Consider the following 21,047-nt stretch of genomic DNA (forward strand, 5'->3'; position numbering starts at 1 on the left):
CCGACGCCACGGTGGCTCGCGATCGTCCCCATGGACTTCCGCGCGGGTTGTTGGATCTTCGGGCGGTGGTACGGCTCCGGGCGCGGCCCGGCGCGATCATGGCGGGATGAACGCCGCAGCCTCTTCCGGTTCCCCGCTTCCGCTCGGCCTGGCGTGGGTGACCGCGCCCGCTGCCTGGTCCCTCGACGGTGACGTCCTGGCCGTCACCGCCGCAGCCCGCACCGACCTGTTCACCGATCCGCTGGACGGCACCCGGCGGAACGACGCCGCGCTCGCGCTGACCGCGCCGCCGGACGGCGAATGGCAGCTCGCCGCGCGGGTACGGGTCGGGTTCGCCGGCGCGTGGGACGCCGGGGCGCTCGTCGTCCTCGCCGACGACGAGCACTGGGCCAAGCTCACCTTCGAGCAGGCCCCCGACGGGACGGCCGGGGTCTTCTCCGTCGTCACCCGGGGGCGGTCGGACGACGCCGTCGCCGCACCGGTGACCGTGGACGCGCTGTGGCTGCGGATCAGCCGGACCGGCGACCGCTACGCCTTCCACTCGTCCGAGGAGGGCGAACAGTGGCGGCTGGTACGCCAGTTCGCGCTCGGCGCGGACGGGCCGGTGCGGGTCGGAGTCGTCGCGCAGTCGCCCGTCGGGGAGGGCTGCCGGGCCGAGTTCGACGGCCTCCGGCTCACCCCGACGCCCCTGGCCCACCTGTTCGACGGACGGTGAGAGCCCGGCGGGCGTACGCTCCCGCCATGACGGGCATCGAGGTGTGGCGCGCGGAGGCCGTCGGGCATCGGCAGGCCGAGGGTTCGCCGCCGTACGAGTGGGTCCGCCGCCGGGGTGAACCGCTCGCTCGCCGCGGGGAGTTCGCCGTCCACGGCGCCGACGGCGAGATCCGGGCGACCGGCACCGAAGGCCGTACCCTCTGGACCCGCACGTTCGCCGGCCGCCCCAACGCGGCCCATGTCTCCGGCGATCGGGTCCTCGTGACGACGGACTCCCTGGAGTACACCCCGTGGGGCTTCCTCGGCCCCGCCTACCTCCTCGACCTGGCCGACGGCCGCCTCGTCGCCGAACTGCGCGGCGAACGCGGCGCGGCCCTCGGCGACGGCCGCTTCCTGCTGGGCCTGGAGGGCTACGGCATCTTCGAGACCCGCGCCTACGACCGCGACGGCGCCGAGACGGACCGCTGGCCGTCCTACGGCCACTACGTCGTCGGCAGCGGCGTCCGCGTCGTGGAGGCGGACCGGCGCATCCCCACCCGGGGCCGCGTCGTACGGCTCCGGCCCGGCGGCACCGTCGTCCCCGGCCCCCGCCTCAACGACCCGCAGCCGCCCCGACCGGTCGTCCTGCCGGACGGGACCCTCCTCGTCCTGGACGGCGGGGCGATCCGCGCGTTCGGCCGGGACCTCGGTACGACCGTCCTCGCCGAGCTGAAGCCGCTCACGGACACCCGCACGATTCGGTCCCTGCGATGGGACGGCGCCGCACTCACCGCGACCGTCGCGGAACCGCACCCGGCCGACCCGGCCCGGTACACGGTCGACACCTGGACCTTCCGCCTCTCCGCTACCGGCGACGGCGACTCCCGACCGCCAGCACCACGGACGTGACGGTCGATCCGACGGCGGTCACCGCCAGGACGAGCAGCCCCGGGTTCACCCACGCCGGGACGATCTCCTCCCCCGCGCACACCAGGCTCACCGGCAGCGCGCTGCTGGAGTCCGGACTGGCCATGTGGCCCGCGTTGAACCAGCAGGCGTCCTCGGGCTGAAGGAAGGGCATGTACGAGAGCCCGTACACGTGCAGCGCCCCGCCGAGGAGGTAGGCCAGGGCGGCGATCCAGGCGGCCTTCTTGGCGGGTGTACGGCGGGGGCGGGGCGGGGGCGGCAGGCCGGCGTTCTCGCGGCGGGCGCGGACCAGCCCCACGCAGGTGATCCCCGCCCACGTCGGAAGGACGACGGCGAGGATCACCATGCCGATGAGGGTCGCCACCGGTCAGCGGCCGATGCGCCCCTCGGCGGCGGCGCTCACGAACGCCGCGAAGGCGGCGGGCGACGCGAGGAAGGCGGGGCCTTCGGGGTTCTTGGAGTCGCGGACGGCGATGTGGGCGGAGAGGTCGGCGACCTCGATGCACTGCCCGCCGGTGTCGGAGCTGTACGAAGACTTACGCCAGCTCGCTCCCGCCAGGCTCCAGTTGGTCTCCATAGTGCTCCTCTATAACGCGGGTGATCAGCGCGGACGAGTCTTCCACCGAGAGAGCGGCCGCTCGCAGGTGATCGTAACGGAGGGACCCTTGCTTGAACGCGGCTGAATCCACGGTCATATGGCCTTGAACGAAGTCCTCCGTGTAGACGAGGTCAGGGTCGTCAGAAAATCGGAGGAGGTTGAAGGAGCCCGGCTGACCCGCGTGCGCCCCGACCTCGAACGGCAGGATCTGGATCTTCACCCACTCACGTTCCTGCATCTCCAACAGATGGGTGAGTTGCTTTCGCATTACCTGCCGCCCACCGGTCTCCTGACGCAACACGGCCTCGCTCATGACCACCCAGAGCAGCGGGGGGTGCTCGCGCTCCAGGATCCGCTGGCGCTCGATACGGGCGGCGACCAGTCCGTCGAGGTCACTCTCGAACCTCACGCTCAAGATCGCCCGGGCGTACTCCTCCGTCTGAAGCAGACCATCGACCACCTGCGCCTGGAACGAGCACAGATACGTCGCCTTTGCCTCCATCTCCGCGTACGGCCTGAACCAGGCCGGCAGTTGACTCTTCAGCACCAGCCCCACCAGCCGCGTGAAGAACCCGCCCGTCATCAGCGCCGCGTCCAGGCGCTCCGAGAACTCCCTCGTCGGGACCTTTCTCGCCGTCTCGATCTGGCCGATCAGCGAGCCCGTGCAGAAGAGGATTCCGCCGAGCTTCGACTGGCTGAGGCCCGCGCCTTCTCTCAGCCGGCGGAGTTCGTAGCCGTAGTAGTCCAGCGGGGAGGCGCTGGGATCGAGGCTGCGGATGTTGACCAAGACGAGGTCACCCCCCATTGCGTACGCGCCGTGGCGTTGCGTTCAGTCCGTAGCCGAGCGTAACGACATGCGTTCACTCTGGAGGCATGAATGAACCAACCGACTTGCATCCTGCGGCACTTGAGGCCAGCTACCGGATGGGCTTCACCGTGGGTGAGCACTCGGCGCGCCACATGCGCACCATCCTGCGCATGTTCCTCACGCGGTGGGGACTCGACCACCTGGGCGATCCGGCGACGGTCGCGCTGACCGAGCTCGTCGCGAACGTCGTGCGGCACGTGCCGGGGCGCCACTGCGCGGTGCTGATCCTGCGGGAGCCGTACGGGCTGCGCGTGGAGGTGGCCGACCGGGTGCCCGGGGCGCTGCACGCGAAGGCGCCGGAGGCGACGGCGGAGAGCGGGCGGGGGCTGGTGCTCGTGGAGGGCGTGACGGACCGGTGGGGGGTGGAGGAGCGGAGGGACGGGAAGACGGTGTGGTTCGAGTGCGACGGGTAGGGCACGATGGGCGCCCGTAACGACGTACTACTCGCCAGTAGGAGACCGCCATGTCCGAGCCCAGTGCCGAGATCCTCGCCGCCTTCGAGGCCGCGAAGGGGTTCATGCCCGTCGGGGAGGGCCTGGCCCTCTACGCGGCGGCGGCCGAGGCCGGGAAGCTGGGGCTGCCGCTCCTGGAGGTCGGCACGTACTGCGGGCGCTCGACGATCCTGCTCGCGGACGCGGCGCGGGCGGCGGGGACGGTCGCGGTGACCGTGGACCACCACCGGGGCAGCGAGGAGCAGCAGCCGGGGTGGGAGTACCACGACCCGACGGTGGTGGACCCGGAGGTGGGCGTCATGGACACCCTGCCGACCTTCCGGCGGACGCTGCGGAAGGCGGGCCTGGAGGACCACGTGATCGCGGTGGTCGGGCGCAGCCCGCAGGTGGCGAGGGTGTGGGGCGGCGAGCTGGGGCTCGTCTTCATCGACGGCGGGCACACGGACGAGCACGCCACGAACGACTACGAGGGCTGGGCCCCCCGGGTCGCCCCCGGGGGCCTGCTGGTGATCCACGACGTCTTCCCGGACCCGGCGGACGGCGGTCAGGCGCCGTACCGGATCTATCTGCGGGCGCTGGAGTCCGGGGAGTTCGAGGAGGTCTCGGTCACGGACTCGCTGCGGGTGCTGCGCCGGGTCTCCTGACTGCCGCGTCACCTGACTGCCGCGTCACCTGACTGCCGCGTCTCCTGAGCACCGCGTCTCCCGAGTGCCGTCGAGCGGGTCACTTGCGCCAGAAGAGGTGGTGGGTGACCCCGCTCGGGCTGGGGACGACGTCCAGGTGGTAGCGGTCGGTCAGCTCCTCGGGCGTGTCCCAGAGCTTGAGGCCGCTGCCGAGCTTCACGGGCGCGACGGCGACGTGGAGGGTGTCGACGAGGTCGGCGTCCAGGAACTCGCGGATCGTCGTCACCCCGCCGCCGAGGCGGACGTCCTTCCCGTCCGCCGCCTCCTTCGCCCGCTCCAGCGCGGTCGCCGGGTCGGCGTCGAGGAAGTGGAAGGTGGTGTCGGAGAGCGTGAAGGACGGGCGCTCGTGGTGGGTGAGGACGAAGACCGGGGTGTGGAACGGCGGCTCCTCGCCCCACCAGCCCTTCCACTCCTCGTCCCGCCAGGGGCCGCGCAGGGGGCCGAACTTGTTGCGGCCCATGATCTCGGCGCCGATGTTGTGGTGGAAGTCCCGGACCATGTAGTCGTCGAGGCCGCGGGTGCCGCCGGGGTCGGTGCGGGTGGGCCAGCTCGCGGTGGCCCCGGCCCAGGAGAAGAGCCCGGTGGGGTCGACGTTCCCGAAGGGCCGCTCCAGGGACTGGTCCTCGCCGGCGGCGATCCCGTCGGCGGAGACGAAGAAGTTCTGGACCTTCAACAACTGGGGCATGGGGCTCCTCCTCGTTCGGTCGTTCCGCAGTGATGACTGCCCGGGCGGCGCGAACTCATCGCAGGGGCGCGTAACCTGGCGAAGGGGTTCAGATGTAGTACTACGAATGGAGTGGTCCCCATGGCCCGACGGAACCCGGAGCGGCGCACGGCGCTGGTGGACGCCGCGATCGAGGTGCTGGCCCGCGAAGGCGCCCGGGGGCTGACCTTCCGGGCGGTGGACACCGAGGCGGGGGTGCCCACCGGGACCGCGTCCAACTACTTCGCCAACCGGGACGACCTGCTCACCCAGGCCGGGGCGCGCGTCTACGAACGGCTCCAGCCGGACGAGGCGACCCTGGAGGGCACCAGGACCGCGCCCCACGACAAGGAGACGTACACCCGGCTGATGCGGGAGCTGGTCGGGCGGATCTCCGCCTTCCGCACCGGCTACCTCGCCCTGCTCGAACTGCGCCTGGAGGCCACCCGCCGGCCCGCGCTCCGCTCGATCCTCACCGAGCGGGTACGGGCCGACGTCGAGCAGAACGTGACCTTCCACGAGGCGTCCGGGCTGCCCGGCGACGCCACCGCCGTCAAGCTGCTGATCCTCACCCTGAACTGGCTGATCGTGGAGCAGCTGACCCTCCCCGACGTCTTCTCGGAGGAGGAGCGCGACGCGCTGGTGGCGGCCGCCGTGGACCGGATCGTCTTCGCCGGCTAGCGCGGGCCCGTCAGTACAGCCCCTTCGTCACGTAGAGGCAGTTGGTGTACGAGTAGCCGGGCTCGATGGTCGCCTTGCTGCTCTTGGTGTCGCCGGCCGTGGAGAAGCCCGTCCCGGCCCGCTTCTGGAGCAGGTGGTACTTGCCCGCGGGCAGCTGGATCGTCACCTTCGGGTACTTCGAGGACGGGCCGGAGCACGGCTTGAAGCCGGGCCGGAGCGTGTCCAGCCGCTCGTAGCTGCGGCAGCCCCCGCACGCCTTCAGGGTGATCTTGCCGGTGACCGGGCCGGTGTAGAGCAGTTCGACCTCGTCGTCGGCGTCGTTGCTGACCACCATGGTCATCCGGGCGCCGCCCGGCACCGTCGCCGGCGGGAGCTTCTTGCCGGCCTCCGGCTCCTCGGCGGCGATCTGCGCGGCGATCGCGATCGAGCGGGCGTGGTCCACCGACTCGCCGTCCGGGTAGTCCTTGACGTACTGGTTCATGGTCTCGACGGCCTTGGTGAACTCCTCGTCCCCGAACTGGTCGGTGCCGCAGGCGAACACGCCCTTCCGCACGCCCCGGTCCGCGTCCGCCCGCGCGCCCGCCAGCGAGAGGCCCGTGGCACCGGTCGCGACCGTCCGAAGGGCGCGCAGCTCCTCGGTGGTGGCGCACCGGTCGACCGAGGTGTCGGCGACGGCGGCGGCCTTGGCCCGGATCGCGTCCCGGACGGCGGTCGTCGCCTTCCCGACGTACGGCGACTGCGGGAAGGTGGCGGTCAGGTCGTTGAAGTGGTCCGTGGCGGCCGCGGTCGCCGTGCCGCTGAGGGCGCCCGCGCCGCACTCGTACAGCGAGTGCGCCAGCGGCTCGTCCGTCCCGGCGGGGCGGTCGCCGAGCAGCGCCTTGTCGACGGTGCCGGGCAGCGACCGCAGGTGCTTGAGCGGGAGGATCGCCGCGCAGTACTTCTTCTCGTCGTACGGGGCGGAGACCGCCTGGTAGTACGCGTCGAGGCTGGCCGGTACGAGCTTCGCGGCGCGCGAGCCGGCGTGGTCCCGGGCCAGCTCCTGGTACGTGGTGAGGGCCCTGCGGTAGCTGGGCTCGGCGGTCGCGAAGTCCGTCCCCGCCCCGCTCTTCACCAGCGCGTCCGCGTCGGCGAGCCGGGCCAGGAGGGCCTGCTGGCGGGCCTCCTCCCGGGCGTCCTCGTGGGCGCCCGCCCAGGCGACGGCGCCGCCGACGGGCGCGGCGAGCAGCAGGACCGCGAGCGGCAGCGCCAGGCGGCGGACGGTGGCGCCGAAGGCGATCCGGGCGCGCAGGCCGCGCCGGGCGCCGTCGGCCGCGGCGGCCAGCAGGAAGGCGACGTACCCGACGAGCACGCCCTGCGGCACGCCGTCGGCGTCCGCCGGGAGCGCGGTCACGAGCAGTCCGGCGGTGGCGGCCCAGCAGAGGGCCGCGAACAGCCACTGGCGCAGCACGACGTAGCCGAGGCCGAGGCAGGAGAGGTTCAGCAGGGCGATCAGCGCGGCCTGGAGGGGCCGGGCCTCGCCGCCTCCCCCTCCCGGCGGGGCGGTGGGCGGCGGCGGCAGCGTCCCGGCACCGGCCCATCCGGGCGCGACGGCGGGCGCCTGGCCGGGCGCGGGCCCGTAGCCGCCGTAGCCTCCGCCGTACCCCTCGGTCGGCGGGCCGAAGCCGCCGCCGGAGGTGGCTCCGGGGCCGGCGGCGGCCGTCGCGCCGTGGGACCCGCCGTTCTGCGGCGCCTCCCAGGGCGCGGGCCCCTGCGCGGGCCCCGGCGCGGGCAGCCGGAAGGAGCCGGTGGCGGAGGCGTCGGTACCAGCGGCAGCGGGCGCGCCGACGCCGGGCGCGGAGCCCGTACCGCTTCCAGCGGGCGCGCCGAAGCCGCCCGCGTCACCGACCGTGGCGCCGGGGCCGTCGCCGGCCCCCGGCGGCGGCCCGAAGCCACCCGCAGGGACCTGGCCCGTGCCCCCACCGCCCGGAGCGGGCGGGCCGAAGGCGCCGGCCGCGCCTCGGCCGGGCGTGGGCCCGCCCGTGGCGGGCGACCCGGAGGCGCCCGCCGGGGCGGAGCCCGTACCGCCGTCGCCGGGAGCGGGCGGGCCGAAGGCGCCCGCGGCTCCGCCGGCGCCGGAGCCCGCGGCGTTCGTACCGCCGTCGCCGGCCCGGCGCGGGCGCATCATGATCGTCTCGCCGGTGCCGCCGGACGGCGGCTTCGCGAGGTCCGGGCCCGGCGGTGGTGCGTCCTGCGGGCCCCGGTCCGGTCGGGCGTCCTGCGGTGCTTCCGCGTCCTGGCGCGGACGCGCGTCGTTCGGTTCTTCCCCCGCCACGGTTCCCCCTCGTGGTCCAGGCGCGGTGACCCCGCCACCGCCGCTTCTTCCACCTACCCTTCACCGGACCCGCACACGCGTCCAGCGGATTGCCGCCGCAGTGACCGAGCCGGTACATGCGGTCCATATTTCCGGCCACCGGAGGGCCTAGAGTCGCGGGGTGCCGTACGACCACAGGAACCCCGTGACCCGCTCCGCTCCCACCGCCCGCACCGCCCTCGCGGTCCTCGTCTGCTCCGCCGCCCTCGCCGGGTGCGGGGCCGCCTCCGAGGCCGCGCAGGGCACCCAGGGGCCGGGCGCGGCGGCCACGACGTCCGCCGCCGCGACCCGTACCCAGACCGCCACCGCGGCCCCCGCCCGTGCGCTGGCCGGCCGGACCGTGGTCGTCGACCCCGGGCACAACCCCGGGAACTTCCGGCACGCCCGGGAGATCAACGCGAAGGTGGACATCGGGACCGCCCGCAAGGAGTGCGACACCACCGGGACCTCGACGAACGCCTCCGCCGGCAAGGCCGCGTACACGGAGGCGGCGTTCACCCTCGACGTCTCGCACCGGCTGCGGAAGCTCCTTGAGGAGCGGGGCGCCACGGTGGTCCTGACGCACGACGCGGACCGGCCGTTCGGGCCGTGCATCGACGAGCGGGCCCGGATCGGGAACGCGGCAGAGGCCGACGCCGTCGTCTCCGTGCACGCGGACGGCTCGGCGGCCGGCCACCGCGGCTTCCATGTGATCGTGCCCGCGAAGGTGAAGGAGGGGGCCGCCGACACCGGCCCGATCGTGGCCCCTTCGCGCGCGCTCGGCGAGGGGATCGTGGCCGGATTCCGCCGTGCGACCGGCACCGCGCCCGCCAACTACCTCGCCGACGGCACCGGTTTGGACGTCCGTTCGGATCTCGGAGGTCTCAATCTGTCAACGGTGCCCAAGGTCTTCGTCGAATGCGGCAATATGCGTGATCCGAAGGACGCCGCACTGCTGACGTCCGGGGCGTGGCGGCAGAAGGCGGCGCAGGGCATCGCCGACGGCATCGTGACCTACCTCCAGGGGTAGAACCGGCGAGCGATAGATTCGCTCCGTACGATGGGGCCGCCCCCGTGCCAAGAACCGGCGCCTGCCCGACGCGACGACGACCCGACGAAGGACTTCTTACGTGAATATCCGCTCCCTCACCCGAGGCGATGGCGTGCTGATCGGTGCTGCGGTGGTGCTGTTCATCGCCTCGTTCCTCGACACCGCCGGCTGCGACGGCCCGGCCGCGATCTGCGACCAGATCGACTTCGCGAACTCCTGGGAGGCCTCGCCGCTCGGCTGGGGCGCCTTCTTCCTCGGCATCGCCGGCGCGGCCCTCGTCGTCCTCTCCCACGGCCTGCCGCAGCCGCGCAAGGTCCTCGGCCTGGAGCTCGGCCAGGTCGGCGCCGCCTTCACCATCGCCGCCGCGTGGAACATCCTCATGTGGGTCTTCGAGTCCGAGAACGCGGGCGCCGGCCTGATCCTCGGCGTGATCGCCGCCCTCGTCGGTGCCGCCGCCGCGGTCGCCGCCCCGATGGTCCCGGCCCTGAAGGCCCCGCTCGTCGGCGCCCCGCGTCCGGCCGCCCCGCAGACCTACGGCGGCCAGCCCCAGCAGGGCGTTCCCGGCGGCTACGGCTACCCGGGCGCCCCGCAGGGCCAGCAGCAGCCCTACCCGGCGCCGCACGACGCCTCGCAGGGCGGCTCGCCCTTCGGCCAGCCGCAGCCGGCCGCCGCGCAGCAGCCGGAGCCGCAGGCCGCCTCGCAGGGCGGTGCGGACTTCACGCCGTTCTGGTTCGCCGTGCCGGTCGCCCGCCCGCTGTACGCGGAGGACGGCTCCGGTTCGCAGATCGCCGAACTGGCCCCCGGCACCTGGTACCTGGCCGTGGAGCAGCGCGGCCAGGCGCTGATCGCGCAGACGCAGGACGGGCGCCGCGGTGTCCTCCAGGACGCCACGGGCATCCAGCGCGGCTGATTCCCCGAGCCCCGTCACAGCGGCCCCCCGACCGGAAGGACTTCCGGCCGGGGGGCCGCTGTCGTACAGTCCCCGGAACCCCATCTGACGGCCAGTCAGAAACAGAAGGGAGTCCGGTCATGCGCCTGGGACTCGCGCTCGGCTACTGGGGCCGCGGCCCCTCCCCCGCCCATCTGGAGCTCGCGCGCGAGGCGGAGCGCCTCGGCTACGACTCGGTGTGGACGGCGGAGGCGTGGGGCTCGGACGCCTTCACCGCCCTCACCTGGATCGCCGCCCACACCAGCCGGATCGGCCTCGGCACCGCGGTGGCGCAGATGGCGGCCCGCACGCCGACCGCGACGGCGATGCACGCGCTCACCCTGGACCACCTGTCGGGCGGCCGGATGCGGCTCGGCCTGGGCCTCTCCGGCCCCCAGGTGGTGGAGGGCTGGTACGGGCGCCCCTTCCCCCGCTCCCCGCTGACCGCCACCCGCGAGTACGTGGACGTGATCCGGCAGGTGCTCCGCCGCGAGGCGCCGGTGCGGCTCGACGGACGGCACCACTCCCTCCCGTACGCCGGCGAGGACGGCACCGGCCTCGGCAAGCCCCTGAAGCCGATCACCCACCCGCTCCGCCCCGACCTCCCGATCCTGCTGGGCGCCGAGGGCCCGCGGAACATCGCGCAGACGCTGGAGATCGCCGACGGCTGGCTGCCGCTCTACTGGTCCCCCGCCCGCTTCCGGGCGGCCTACGCCCTCCCCGACCGGCTCCCCGACGGCTTCCGGGTCGCGCCGATGGTCCGCGCCCAGGTCTGCGACGACGTGCCGAAGGGCCTGCTGCCGGTCAAGGCGATGCTGGGCTTCTACATCGGCGGCATGGGACACGCGACCCGCAACTTCCACGCCGACCTCATGGCCCGCATGGGGTACGAGAAGGAGGCCCGGCACATCCAGGGCCTCTTCGCCGAGGGCCGCAGGGAGGAGGCCGTGCTCGCCGTCCCGGACGCCTTCGCCGACGAGATCTCCCTGGTCGGCCCGCGCGAGCGGATCGCGGAACGGCTCCGGGAGTGGCGCACCGGCCCGGTCACGGACCTGCTGGTCACGGCCCCCGACCCGGAGACCCTGCGGACGCTGGCGGAGCTGAACGGCTAGGTCGCTTCTTCCGGATCGGGCCGGATCAGGGAGCGGCGTCCGGTGCGTGCGCCCGCGAGGCGGAGGAGGGAGACAACGCGGCGAGGGTGCGTGCCAGGCGTCGCGAGCCCGGCGTGATCCGGAAGAGACGGCCTAGTCGCGGACGGCGGAGGCCGTCTCGATGACCTCGTCCAGGATGTCGCGGGAGCGGACCAGGTCGGCGATGAGCGCGTCGATGCGGGTCCGCTCGGCGGACAGCTCGTCGACCAGCTGGGAGGTGGCGATCTCGCTGGGCGCGCCGTCCGCGTCGCGCATGCAGGGCAGCAGGTGGGCGATCTTGCGGCTGTTCAGGCCCGCCGCGTACAGCGCCTGGATGCGGATGACCCGGTCCACCGCCCACTCGCCGTACTGCCGCTGGCCGCCCGGCGTGCGCTCGGACCGCAGCAGGTCCTGCGTCTCGTAGTAGCGCAGCGACCGCTCGCTGACGCCACTGCGCCGGGCCAGTTCACCGATGCGCATCCGTCGTCTCGCCTCCGGGAGAAGGGACTTGAACCTGACACTGGTGTCAACTCCTACGGTACCCGCATGACGAACGCACCGGCGTCCTCCCGCCTCTTCGAGTCCACCGCCCTCGGCTCCCTCACCCTGCCCAACCGGCTGGTGATGCCGCCGCTGACCCGCAACCGGGCCGGCGCCGACGGCGTCCCCCGGCCCCTCATGGCCACCCACTACGCCCAGCGGGCCGGCGCGGGCCTGATCATCGCCGAGGGGACCACCCCGAACGCGGTCGGCCAGACGTACCCGAACATCCCGGCCATGCACAGCGACGCCCATGTGACCGGCTGGCGCGCGGTCACCGACGCGGTACGGGCCGGGGGCGGGCGGATGTTCCTCCAGCTCCAGCACGGCGGCCGGGTCGGGCACCCCGACACCAGCGGGCACCTGCCGGTCGCGCCCTCGCCGATCGCCCTGCCGGAGACGATCCACACCCCGAGCGGCCGGCAGGAGGCCGTGGTGCCCCGCGCGATGACGGCGGACGACATCCGGCAGACCGTCGCCGACTTCGCCGCCGCCGCGCGCCGCGCCGTCGACGCCGGCTTCGAGGGGGTCGAGGTGCACGCCGCCAACGGGCACCTGCTCCACCAGTTCCTGGCGAAGAACACCAACCGGCGCACCGACGCCTACGGCGGGTCCGTGGCGCACCGGGTCCGGTTCGTGGTGGAGGTCGTCCGGGCCGTCGCCGACGCGATCGGCGCCGACCGGGTCGGCGTCCGCGTCTCGCCCGGGGTCACGGTGAACGGCATCGACGAGGGCACCGCGGAGGACACCGCCGAGCTGTACCACGCGCTCGTCCCCGCCCTCGCCGCGCTCGACCCGGTCTATCTGCACGTGATCTTCGCGGACCCCGGGCAGCCGCTGTTCCGGTGGATCCGCGCGGCCTGGCCGCACACGCTGATCGCCAACCCGGTGCTCGGCTTCGGCGGCCCCCTCCCGGCCGACGGCGGGAAGGCCGCGGGCGAGCGGCTGCTCGACGCCGGGGCGGACCTGATCTCGCTGGGCCGCGCCTTCCTGGCCAACCCGGACCTGGTCGAGCGGCTGCGCGTCGGCGCGCCGCTCAACCCGCTCCGGGAGGCGAACTGGATGTACTCGGGCGACGAGGCCGGCTACAACGACTACCCGACGCTGGCCGGGACCGCCGCCCTGGCCGCCGTCTGACCGGTCAGCCGCCGCTGAGCTGGGAGGCCGAGGGGACCTTGTCGACGACCTCGGCCCCGGCGGACTTGCCCGCGTCCTTGATGCCGTTGATGACGCCCTCCAGGCCGCCGACGTCGGCCGCGTCGACCTCGCCCTTGCGGAGCTTGGTGCCCAGCTCCTTCAGGGACTCGATGCCCGCGGAGAGCGGGGCCACCGCCTTGGAGAGCAGCGGGTCGCCCTTGGCGTTGTTCACCGCCGCCTTGAGCCGGTTGTAGGTGAACGCGCCCGCGAGACCCGCCTTGACGAGGGCGAAGGTGCGCCCGTCGGCGCCCTTCTTGAACTTGCCCGCCCTGTACGGCTTCACGATCCACTGGTACGCGGCGCCGGCGGCGAGCCCGGCGTTCGCGACGAACCGGGTCTTCGCCAGCTTCTGCTGCTCGAAGGTGCTCGACGCGGACGGGGACGCGACCGACCCCGTCGACAGACTCTGCGTGGTGTCGCTCCCGCACGCGGCGGTGGTGAACAGCAGCGCGCAGGACATCAGCAGCGCGGCGACGCCGCGGGACAGGCTTCTGGGCACAGCGGAACCTCCCTGGGGACTGGTCCCGCCAGCCTCACCCGGCCCCCGGCGGGCCGCCATCCGGGCGACCCGTCCGGGTGCGCCGCCGCCCGGACGGGGGCCGCGGTCAGTCCGCGCAGCAGTCCGGGGCGAGACCGGTCGGCAGGGTCTCGCCGCCGAAGACGGCGACGGTGGCCTGTTCGCCGCCGAGGGCCGCGACCGCGAGGAGGAGGGAGCCCGCCGTCCAGGTGGTCTGCTCCTCGGGCCAGACGGCCGGCTCGCCGCCGTCCGCGCCCTCGTACACGTACCCCGTCCAGTACAGGCCGTTCGGCGCCCGCAGGTGGCCGATGTCCTGGAGGATCGCGAGGGCCCGGTCGGACTCCCCCGTCGCCCAGAGGGCGAGGGCGAGTTCGCAGCTCTCGCCGCCGGTCACCCACGGGTTGGGGACGACGCAGCGGACGCCGAGGCCGGGTACCACGAAGTCGTCCCAGCGCGCGTCGAGACGGGCCTTCGCCTCGGCGCCGGTGACGGCGCCGCCGAGGACCGGGTAGTACCAGTCCATCGAGTAGCGGGACTTGTCGAGGAAGCGCTCCGGGTGGCGCCGGATCGCGTGGGCGAGGGCGCCGGCCGCCAGCTCCCAGTCCGGCTGCGGCTCCTCGCGGGCCTCGGCCAGCGCGAGGGCGCAGCGCAGGGCGTGGTGGATCGAGGCGGAGCCGGTGAGGAGGGCGTCGGTGACGGGGGTGCCGTCGGGCTCGCGCTTCCAGCCGATCTGGCCGCCGGGCTGCTGGAGCCGGAGGACGAACTCGACCGCCGCGTAGACGACCGGCCACATCCGGTCGAGGAAGGCGTCGTCGCCGGTCGACAGGTAGTGGTGCCAGACGCCGACGGCGACGTACGCGGTGAAGTTGGACTCCTTGCCGCGGTCGGTGACGTCCTCCGGGTCGCCGTCCCGGTAGGCCGCGTACCAGGAGCCGTCGGGGTTCTGGTGCCGGGCGAGCCAGGCGTAGGCGCGGGCGGCGGCCTCGTGCTCGCCGGCCGCGTCCAGGGCCATGGCGGCCTCGGTGTGGTCCCACGGGTCGAGGTGGTGGCCGCGGAACCACGGGATGGCGCCGTCCTCGCACTGCCCGGCGAGGATCCCGGCGACGGTGCCGGCGGCCTGCTCGGCGGTCAGGACGCCGGGCAGGACCAGGTGCTCCGCTATCCGCTCGGGGGACGTCACTTGGCGTCGGCCTTCGGGAGGTGGGGCTTGGTGGCGTACGCGACGAAGCTCTTGCCGACGACCGGGTTGAGCAGCTGCTCGGCGACCCGGGTCAGGGCGGGCTTCTTCATGATGTCCCAGACCAGGAGCTTGTGGTACGCGCGGACCGGCAGCGCCTTGTCGTTGTCGACGCCGAAGGCGCACTTCAGCCACCAGTACGGCGAGTGCAGGGCGTGCGCGTGGTGGGTGCCGTACGGCTTGAGGCCGGCCTGGCGGATCTTGGCGAGCAGCTCGTCCGCCTTGTAGATCCGGATGTGGCCGCCCTCGACCTCGTGGTACTCGTCCGAGAGCGCCCAGCAGATCTTCTCGGGGCCGTACCGGGGCACGGTGATCGCGATCCGCCCGCCGGGCTTGAGGACGCGGACCATCTCGGCGAGCACGCCCTTGTCGTCCGGGATGTGCTCCATGACCTCGGAGATGATGACGACGTCGAAGGACTCGTCGGGGAACGGCAGGTTGAGCGCGTCGCCCTCCATCGCGGTGGCGGTCGCCCCGGCGGGGGCCTCGCCGGCCTCCTTCATGGCGGCGAACCACTTGGCGACCTCGCGGATCTCCTCGCCGTTCTGGTCGAGCGCCACGACCTGCGCGCCGCGCCGGTAGCACTCGAAGGCGTGCCGCCCCGCACCACAGCCCAGATCGAGCACGCGGTCGCCGGGAGCGAGCGGGAAGCGGGTGAAGTCGACGGTCAGCACGGGCTGCCTGCTTTCGCGATCGGAGTTGGTTGTGGGCAGGCTTTGCCGCCCCGTTGTGGGCAGTATTCCGCTGGGGCGGTGGGGGTCCCCCCTGCTCGGGCGAGGCCGAGTGCCCGGAGGAGGGTGGGCACACCCCACCCGCCGGGCCGCACCCGGCGCTCGGAGCTGAGTGTCACCGGCGGGCCCCGGCTCGGGCCACCGCCTCGCGGTACAGCTCCGCCGTCCCCTGCGCGGCCCTGGCCCAGGTGAAGTTGGCCAGCACCCGCTCGCGCCCGGCGGCGCCCAGCCGCGCCCGCAGCTCCGCGTCGCCCAGCACCCGCCCGAGCGCCCCGGCCAGCGCGCCCGCGTCGCCGGTCGGCACCGCGAGGCACGTCTCGCCGTCAGCCCCGGCGACCTCCGGGATCGCGCCGCCCGTCGTGGCGACCAGCGGCGTCCCGGTGGCCATCCCCTCCGCGGCCGGCAGCGAGAACCCCTCGTACAGCGACGGCACGCAGGCCACTTCGGCGGACCGGTACAGGTCGACGAGCTCCGCGTCGCTGATGCCCTTGACGAACCGGACGGCGCCTTCGAGCCCGTACCGCTCGATCGCCTGGGCGACCGGCCCGTCCTCGGCGCGCTTGCCGACGACGACGAGGTGCGCGTCGGGCCGCTCGGTGCGCAGCTTGGCGAGCGCCTCGACGAGGAAGACCAGGCCCTTGAGGGGGACGTCGGCGCTGGAGGTGGTGACGATCCGGCCGGGGACCTCGGCGACCGACGGGTCCGGGGACCACAGGTCGGTGTCGGCGCCGATGTGCACGACCCGGACGCGGTCCTCACGGACGCCGAGGTGCTCGACGATCTCGTCCCGGGAGGTGCCGGAGACGGTGAGGACGGACGGCAGCCGGCGGGCGACCCGCTTCTGCATGCGGGTGAAGCCGTACCAGCGGCGGACGGAGGCGCGGCGCTTCCAGTCGGCGGCGGCGTCGAGTTCGAGCTGCCGGTCGACGGTGATGGGGTGGTGGATCGTGGTGACCAGCGGGGCGCCGAGGGCGCGGGGGCCGCCGAGGAGCCCGTACCCGAGGGTCTGGTTGTCGTGGACGACGTCGAAGTCGCCGCGGCGGGCGGCGAGGGTGCGGCGGGCGCGCAGCGAGAAGGTCAGCGGCTCGGGGAAGCCGCCGGTCCACATGGTGGCGACCTCCAGCGCGTCGATCCAGTCCCGGTACTCCTCGCGCCTGGGCGTCCGGAACGGGTCGGGCTGGCGGTAGAGGTCGAGGCTGGCGATCTCGCTGAGCGTGACGCCCTCGTCGAGGACCGGGTAGGGCTGCGAGCCGAAGACCTCGACGGTGTGGCCGAGCCGGGCCAGTTCGCGGGAGAGGTGGCGGACGTAGACGCCCTGGCCGCCGCAGAACGGGTTGCCCTTGTACGTGAGGAGAGCGATCCGCAACGGACGGTCACCGGACGGGGCGGCGCCCTGTCGGGGGCCTGCCTCTATGGCCTCAGCGGTCATGCGCGACCCCCTTCGAGCGTGCGTTTTCGCGCGAGCGTAACCGCTCGCGCTAAGGTAGAACAAGTTACAGACTTGATCGTTCTCGGCGCGTCCCGGACCTCCGGGAGGCACCGAATCTACCGGCAGGTAGCTCCCGTGTGAGCACCGGAACAGGTGATTCGCACCACCCGGTCGCGGAGGTTCGCGCCACGCCCGTCCTCCGTCATACTGGCGCTCCCCACCGCACGGAACGGGACCCCGATGACCGCAGAGAGCAGGGCGGACCACCGCCCCTCCGCCACCCCGCCCCTGACGGAGCGCCAGGAGGCCCGGCGGCGCCGCATCCTGGACGCCAGCGCCCAGCTCGCCGCCCGGGGCGGCTTCGACGCGGTGCAGATGCGGGAGGTCGCGGAGGCGGCGGGGGTCGCCCTCGGCACGCTGTACCGCTACTTCCCGTCCAAGATCCACCTGCTCGTCGCGACCATGCAGGACCAGCTCCAGCACCTGCACACCACCCTCCGGAAGCGGCCGCCGGCGGGCGCGGCCCCGGCGGAGCGGGTCGCGGAGACCCTGATGCGGACCTTCCGCGCGCTCCAGCGCGAGCCGCAGCTCGCCGACGCGATGGTCCGGGCGCTGACCTTCGCCGACCGCAGCGTGAGCCCCGAGGTGGACACGGTCTCGCGGCTCACCACGGCGATCATCCTGGACGCGATGGGCGCGGAGCAGCCGACGCCGGAGCAGCTGTCGGCGGTCCGGGTCATCGAGCACACCTGGCACTCGGCGCTCATCACCTGGCTGTCGGGGCGCGCCTCGATCGCCCAGGTGAAGATCGACATCGAGACGGTCTGCCGCCTGATCGACCTCACGGCCCCGGAGCGGCCCGCCGCCCGTCAGTGACCGGGCTCCCCGCCGGGCCGGTCGCCGGACAGGAGGTCCAGCTCCTGCTCGGTGAACTGCTCCATGCACGCGTCCTCCGTGGCGGTGAAGGCCATCACGTCCATCGACAGGCCCTGCCGGGACGCGTGGTGCCGGGCGGACAGGCTCCACCCCGCCTTCTTGAGCAGGGCGCCGCCGGCCGTACCGGCGCCCTCGCCCAGCTCGTCCTCCCACCGCTTCCCGGACTCGGTCCAGCCCGCCGCGACGAAGGCGTCCAGGGCCTTCTCGTACTTCTCCCGGCCTCCGTCCAGCACCGGGCCGGCGTACTGCCAGGCGGCGGCGCAGGCCTCGGCGCGCCGCGCCACCCGCTCCCGCTCCGTCGCCGGGACCGCCGTGCCGGTCGCCTCCCCCGGCTCGGGCAGCTTCGACTCCGGCAGCCCGGCACCGGCGACGACGGTCCGGATCTCGGCCTGCGCGGCCTCCCGGCCGTAGGCGGCCCCGTCCCCCGCCCCGCACCCCGCGGCACCGAGCGCCAGCACCACCGCCAGGGCCGCCGAGGCGGCCCGTCCCTTCCCCTGCACGTGCGTTCCCTCCCCAGGTCACGGGCCGTTCGCCCGTGATCAGGGGAGGAGTGTGGCAGCACGGGCCCGGGGCTACTCCTCCGGGGGGTAGACCGGCTCGCCGCCGTCCGCGAGGGTGATGAGGATGGCCTCCACCGGGCAGCCCTCCGCCGCCGCGAGGATCCGTTCGCCCGCGTCGGTCTCCGGGGCCACCGGGTGGGACTGGCGGGCGGCGTCGAGGCGGAAGCCGTGGGGGGCGTGGGTGACGCACAGGCCGGAGCCGATGCAGACGCCCCGGTCGACCTCCAGGTGCCAGCGGTCGCCCATCAGTTGCCCCCGTGGCCGGCCGGCAGGTGGATCATCTTGTGCTCCAGGTACTCGCCCAGGCCCTCGGGGCCGAACTCGCGGCCCAGGCCGGAGTTCTTGTAGCCGCCGAAGGGGCCGAGCATGTCGAGGCTGAAGGTGTTGACGTTGAAGGTGCCGGTGCGGACCTGGCGGGCGAAGTCGATGCCGTGCTCGACGTCGCCGGTCCAGACGCTGCCGCTGAGGCCGTACTCGGAGTCGTTGGCGACCCGCAGGGCCTCGGCCTCGTCCCCGTACGGCAGCAGGCAGATGACCGGGCCGAAGATCTCCTCGCGGGCGATCCGCATCGCGTTGTCGACGTCGCCGAAGAGGGTCGGTTCGACGTACCAGCCCCGGTCGAGTCCGTCCGGGCGGCCGCCGCCCGCGAGGAGCTTGGCCCCCTCCTGCTGCCCGATGCCGATGTAGTCGAGGGAGCGCTGCCGCTGGCGGCGGGCGACGAGCGGGCCGACCTGGGTGGCCGGGTCGAGCGGGTCGCCGACGACCAGCGCGGAGGCCGCGGCGGCCAGCGCCTCGGCGATCTCCTCGTACCGGGAGCGCGGGGCGAGGATCCGGGTCTGGGCGACGCACGCCTGCCCGTTGTTCATCCACGCGGCGGGGACGATGCCGGCGACGGCGGTCGCCACGTCGGCGTCCGGGAGGATCACCGCCGCGGACTTGCCGCCGAGTTCGAGGGTGACGCGGGTGAGGTTGCGGGAGGCGACCTCCATCACCCGCTTGCCGGCCGCGACCGAGCCGGTGAAGGAGACCTTGTCGACGCCCGGGTGCCCGACCAGGTACTCGCTGACCTCCCGGTCGGCGGGCAGGATCGAGAGGACGCCCTCCGGCAGCCCGGCCTCGGCGGCGATCTCGCCGAGGAGGTACGCGTCGAGCGGCGTCTCCGGCGAGGGCTTGAGGATCGCGGTGCAGCCGGCGAGCAGCGCCGGGCCCAGCTTGGCGGCGGCGGTGAACTGCGGCACGTTCCACGGCACCACCGCGGCGACCACGCCGACCGGCTCGCGCCGCACGAGCAGCGGGCCGAGGACGCCGCCGCGCCGCTCCTCGAAGACGAAGTCGCGGGCGACGGTGATCGCCGAGTCCCACACCATCATCGCGCCGAGCGCCTGGGCGAGGACGGACCAGGAGTACGGGGAGCCGTTCTGGGAGCTGATCGAGCGGGCCAGCTCCTCGTGCCGGACGGCGACGGCGTCCTTGATCCGGGAGACGACCTCGATCCGCTCCTCCAGGCTCGCCCGCGGCCAGGGCCCCTCGTCGAAGGCCCGCCGGGCGGCCGCGACGGCCCGGTCGACGTCGGCGCGCGAGGCGTGCGGGACGCGGCCGATGACCTCCTCGGTGTGCGGCGAGATCACCTCGATGGAGCCGTCACCGAGAGGATCGGTCCACTCCCCGCCGATGAACAGCTTTCCGTGCTCCACAAGCTCGGTCATGCCGGTCGCCTCCCGGGACTATCTGACGGTGTCTCAGAACTGATATCAGTTCTACTTATAGTGGGCAATGGTCGTAGCGGCACGCAGAGATGAGGACGCTCATGACGCAGGTGACCGAGCACGGCGGCGGCGTCTGGTCGCTGCGGGTTCCCATCCCGGACAACCCGCTGGGGCACACCCTCGTCCACGTCCTCGACACCGACCGCGGCCCGGTCCTCGTCGACACCGGATGGGACGACCCCGCCTCCTGGGCCGAACTCACCGCCGGACTCGCAGCGTTGGGGATCGGCGTCGGCGAGGTCCACGGGGTCGTCATCACCCACCACCACCCCGACCACCACGGACTGTCCGGCCGCGTCCGGGAGGAGTCCGGCGCCTGGATCGCCATGCACGCCGCCGACACCGCCGTCGTCCGCCGCACCCGCGCGTCCGACCCCGGCACCTGGCTCGACTACCTCTCCCGCAAACTGGCCGCCGCCGGCGCGCCCGAGGACCATCTCGCGCCGCTGCGCGCCGCCCGCTCCGAGGGCCGGACGCGCACCCTGCCCGGGCTCGGCGCGGCCCTCCCCGACCGGGAGATCGTCCCCGGCGAACTCCTCGACCTCGCCGGACGCCGGCTCCGCGCCGTCTGGACGCCCGGCCACACACCCGGCCACGTCTGCCTCCACCTGGAGGAGGAGCACCCCGCCGGGCTCCCCGGCCACGGCCGGCTCTTCTCCGGCGACCACCTCCTCCCCGGCATCTCCCCGCACATCGGCCTGTACGAGGACCCCGACGATGCCACCGTCACCGACCCCCTCGGCGACTACCTCGACTCGCTGGAGCGGATCGGGCGGCTCGGCGTCGCCGAGGTCCTCCCCGCCCACCAGCACGCCTTCCCCGACGCCGCCGGACGCGTCCGTGCCCTCCTCGACCACCACGAGGAGCGGCTCGGCGGCCTCCTCGCCCTCCTCACCACCCCGCTCACGCCGTGGCAGCTCGCCGAGCGCATGGAGTGGAACCGGCCCTGGGACCGCATCCCGTACGGCTCCCGCAACATCGCCGTCAGCGAGGCCGAGGCCCACATCCGCCGTCTGGTGAAGCTGGGCCGCGCGGAGGCCGTGACCGGCACGGAGCCGGTGGCGTACGTGGCGGTGTGACGCGGCTCGCAC

At 73.8% G+C, this 21,047-nt stretch carries 24 protein-coding genes; 11 read left to right on the plus strand and 13 right to left on the minus strand.

What is annotated here, in order from left to right; translation table 11 throughout:
* Window positions 1-106 precede the first annotated feature (106 nt).
* Both ABFY03_RS11810 and ABFY03_RS11815 read left to right on the plus strand, forming a co-directional pair.
* Entirely contained in the window at window positions 107-715 is a 609-nt protein-coding gene (locus ABFY03_RS11810; RefSeq protein ID WP_346169861.1) for a DUF1349 domain-containing protein, read from the plus strand.
* 26 nt (window positions 716-741) lie between these two features.
* Window positions 742-1,602, plus strand: a complete 861-nt coding sequence (locus ABFY03_RS11815; RefSeq protein WP_319013684.1) for a hypothetical protein — start codon at window positions 742-744, stop codon at window positions 1,600-1,602.
* Here ABFY03_RS11815 and ABFY03_RS11820 read toward each other — a convergent pair.
* Genes ABFY03_RS11820 through ABFY03_RS11830 form a run of 3 tightly spaced genes read right to left on the minus strand, consistent with a single transcriptional unit; the run spans window position 1,559 to window position 3,005 of the window.
* Window positions 1,559-1,966, minus strand: a complete 408-nt coding sequence (locus tag ABFY03_RS11820) for a hypothetical protein (RefSeq protein WP_319013685.1) — start codon at window positions 1,964-1,966, stop codon at window positions 1,559-1,561. The two genes, ABFY03_RS11815 and ABFY03_RS11820, sit on opposite strands and share 44 nt — an antisense overlap.
* 21 nt (window positions 1,967-1,987) lie before the next feature.
* Complete coding sequence (locus tag ABFY03_RS11825) at window positions 1,988-2,197, minus strand: DUF397 domain-containing protein (protein WP_346169862.1); 210 nt, start codon at window positions 2,195-2,197, stop codon at window positions 1,988-1,990.
* Window positions 2,157-3,005, minus strand: coding sequence for a helix-turn-helix domain-containing protein (locus ABFY03_RS11830; protein WP_346169863.1), 849 nt, complete (start codon window positions 3,003-3,005; stop codon window positions 2,157-2,159). The genes ABFY03_RS11825 and ABFY03_RS11830 overlap by 41 nt, the downstream gene beginning before the upstream one ends.
* Before the next feature lie 86 nt (window positions 3,006-3,091).
* Between ABFY03_RS11830 and ABFY03_RS11835 the strand changes: the two genes are divergently transcribed.
* Both ABFY03_RS11835 and ABFY03_RS11840 read left to right on the plus strand, forming a co-directional pair.
* Entirely contained in the window at window positions 3,092-3,499 is a 408-nt protein-coding gene (locus ABFY03_RS11835) for an ATP-binding protein (protein WP_346169864.1), read from the plus strand.
* A gap of 50 nt (window positions 3,500-3,549) precedes the next feature.
* Window positions 3,550-4,182 carry a class I SAM-dependent methyltransferase gene (locus ABFY03_RS11840; protein WP_346169865.1) on the plus strand — a complete coding sequence of 211 codons (633 nt, stop codon included), beginning with the start codon at window positions 3,550-3,552 and terminating at the stop codon, window positions 4,180-4,182.
* 79 nt (window positions 4,183-4,261) lie between these two features.
* On the opposite strand, the gene ABFY03_RS11845 is transcribed toward ABFY03_RS11840, so the two are convergent.
* Entirely contained in the window at window positions 4,262-4,906 is a 645-nt protein-coding gene (locus ABFY03_RS11845) for a dihydrofolate reductase family protein (RefSeq protein ID WP_319013691.1), read from the minus strand.
* A gap of 120 nt (window positions 4,907-5,026) precedes the next feature.
* On the opposite strand from ABFY03_RS11845, the gene ABFY03_RS11850 reads away from it, so the two are divergent.
* Entirely contained in the window at window positions 5,027-5,605 is a 579-nt protein-coding gene (locus ABFY03_RS11850; protein WP_319013692.1) for a TetR/AcrR family transcriptional regulator, read from the plus strand.
* 10 nt (window positions 5,606-5,615) lie between these two features.
* Here ABFY03_RS11850 and ABFY03_RS11855 read toward each other — a convergent pair whose 3' ends face one another.
* Window positions 5,616-7,916, minus strand: coding sequence for a hypothetical protein (locus tag ABFY03_RS11855; RefSeq protein ID WP_346169866.1), 2,301 nt, complete (start codon window positions 7,914-7,916; stop codon window positions 5,616-5,618).
* A gap of 160 nt (window positions 7,917-8,076) precedes the next feature.
* On the opposite strand from ABFY03_RS11855, the gene ABFY03_RS11860 reads away from it, so the two are divergent.
* From ABFY03_RS11860 to ABFY03_RS11870, 3 genes are all read left to right on the plus strand, one after another.
* Complete coding sequence (locus ABFY03_RS11860; protein ID WP_386723563.1) at window positions 8,077-8,964, plus strand: N-acetylmuramoyl-L-alanine amidase; 888 nt, start codon at window positions 8,077-8,079, stop codon at window positions 8,962-8,964.
* Between the two features lie 100 nt (window positions 8,965-9,064).
* On the plus strand, window positions 9,065-9,895 hold the full coding sequence (locus ABFY03_RS11865) for a hypothetical protein (protein ID WP_346169868.1): 831 nt from the start codon (window positions 9,065-9,067) through the stop codon (window positions 9,893-9,895).
* A 119-nt stretch (window positions 9,896-10,014) separates the two neighbouring features.
* On the plus strand, window positions 10,015-11,025 hold the full coding sequence (locus ABFY03_RS11870; RefSeq protein ID WP_319013696.1) for an LLM class F420-dependent oxidoreductase: 1,011 nt from the start codon (window positions 10,015-10,017) through the stop codon (window positions 11,023-11,025).
* A 132-nt stretch (window positions 11,026-11,157) separates the two neighbouring features.
* Here the strand turns inward: ABFY03_RS11870 and ABFY03_RS11875 are convergent, their stop codons facing one another.
* Window positions 11,158-11,523, minus strand: a complete 366-nt coding sequence (locus ABFY03_RS11875; protein WP_319013697.1) for a MerR family transcriptional regulator — start codon at window positions 11,521-11,523, stop codon at window positions 11,158-11,160.
* 66 nt (window positions 11,524-11,589) lie between these two features.
* On the opposite strand from ABFY03_RS11875, the gene ABFY03_RS11880 reads away from it, so the two are divergent.
* A complete protein-coding gene (locus ABFY03_RS11880) occupies window positions 11,590-12,720 on the plus strand; it encodes an oxidoreductase (protein ID WP_319013698.1) in 1,131 nt (376 codons plus the stop codon).
* 4 nt (window positions 12,721-12,724) lie between these two features.
* Here ABFY03_RS11880 and ABFY03_RS11885 read toward each other — a convergent pair whose 3' ends face one another.
* The 4 genes from ABFY03_RS11885 to ABFY03_RS11900 all read right to left on the minus strand — a co-directional run bounded on the left by ABFY03_RS11885 (window position 12,725) and on the right by ABFY03_RS11900 (window position 16,694).
* Window positions 12,725-13,279 (minus strand): hypothetical protein, encoded by a 555-nt coding sequence (locus ABFY03_RS11885; protein ID WP_319013699.1) that lies wholly within the window; start codon window positions 13,277-13,279, stop codon window positions 12,725-12,727.
* Between the two features lie 106 nt (window positions 13,280-13,385).
* Window positions 13,386-14,477, minus strand: a complete 1,092-nt coding sequence (locus ABFY03_RS11890; RefSeq protein WP_319013700.1) for a prenyltransferase/squalene oxidase repeat-containing protein — start codon at window positions 14,475-14,477, stop codon at window positions 13,386-13,388.
* Window positions 14,474-15,208: a class I SAM-dependent methyltransferase gene (locus tag ABFY03_RS11895; protein ID WP_319013701.1), complete on the minus strand. Its 735-nt coding sequence runs from the start codon at window positions 15,206-15,208 to the stop codon at window positions 14,474-14,476. The genes ABFY03_RS11890 and ABFY03_RS11895 overlap by 4 nt, the downstream gene beginning before the upstream one ends.
* Before the next feature lie 172 nt (window positions 15,209-15,380).
* On the minus strand, window positions 15,381-16,694 hold the full coding sequence (locus ABFY03_RS11900; RefSeq protein WP_346169869.1) for a glycosyltransferase family 4 protein: 1,314 nt from the start codon (window positions 16,692-16,694) through the stop codon (window positions 15,381-15,383).
* A 240-nt stretch (window positions 16,695-16,934) separates the two neighbouring features.
* Here ABFY03_RS11900 and ABFY03_RS11905 point away from each other — a divergent pair, with 240 nt between their 5' ends.
* Entirely contained in the window at window positions 16,935-17,570 is a 636-nt protein-coding gene (locus ABFY03_RS11905) for a TetR family transcriptional regulator (RefSeq protein ID WP_319013703.1), read from the plus strand.
* On the opposite strand, the gene ABFY03_RS11910 is transcribed toward ABFY03_RS11905, so the two are convergent.
* The 3 genes from ABFY03_RS11910 to ABFY03_RS11920 all read right to left on the minus strand — a co-directional run bounded on the left by ABFY03_RS11910 (window position 17,564) and on the right by ABFY03_RS11920 (window position 19,896).
* A complete protein-coding gene (locus ABFY03_RS11910) occupies window positions 17,564-18,130 on the minus strand; it encodes a hypothetical protein (protein ID WP_346169870.1) in 567 nt (188 codons plus the stop codon). The two genes, ABFY03_RS11905 and ABFY03_RS11910, sit on opposite strands and share 7 nt — an antisense overlap.
* A 72-nt stretch (window positions 18,131-18,202) precedes the next feature.
* Window positions 18,203-18,436 carry a ferredoxin gene (locus ABFY03_RS11915; protein WP_319013705.1) on the minus strand — a complete coding sequence of 78 codons (234 nt, stop codon included), beginning with the start codon at window positions 18,434-18,436 and terminating at the stop codon, window positions 18,203-18,205.
* Window positions 18,436-19,896, minus strand: coding sequence for an aldehyde dehydrogenase (locus ABFY03_RS11920; RefSeq protein WP_319013706.1), 1,461 nt, complete (start codon window positions 19,894-19,896; stop codon window positions 18,436-18,438). Before ABFY03_RS11920 ends, ABFY03_RS11915 begins: the two co-directional genes overlap by 1 nt.
* A gap of 101 nt (window positions 19,897-19,997) precedes the next feature.
* On the opposite strand from ABFY03_RS11920, the gene ABFY03_RS11925 reads away from it, so the two are divergent.
* Window positions 19,998-21,035 (plus strand): Strvi_7410 family MBL fold metallo-hydrolase, encoded by a 1,038-nt coding sequence (locus ABFY03_RS11925; RefSeq protein ID WP_319013707.1) that lies wholly within the window; start codon window positions 19,998-20,000, stop codon window positions 21,033-21,035.
* Window positions 21,036-21,047 lie beyond the last annotated feature (12 nt).

The organism is Streptomyces roseofulvus (genome assembly GCF_039534915.1).
In the GTDB taxonomy this organism is placed as follows: domain Bacteria; phylum Actinomycetota; class Actinomycetes; order Streptomycetales; family Streptomycetaceae; genus Streptomyces; species Streptomyces roseofulvus.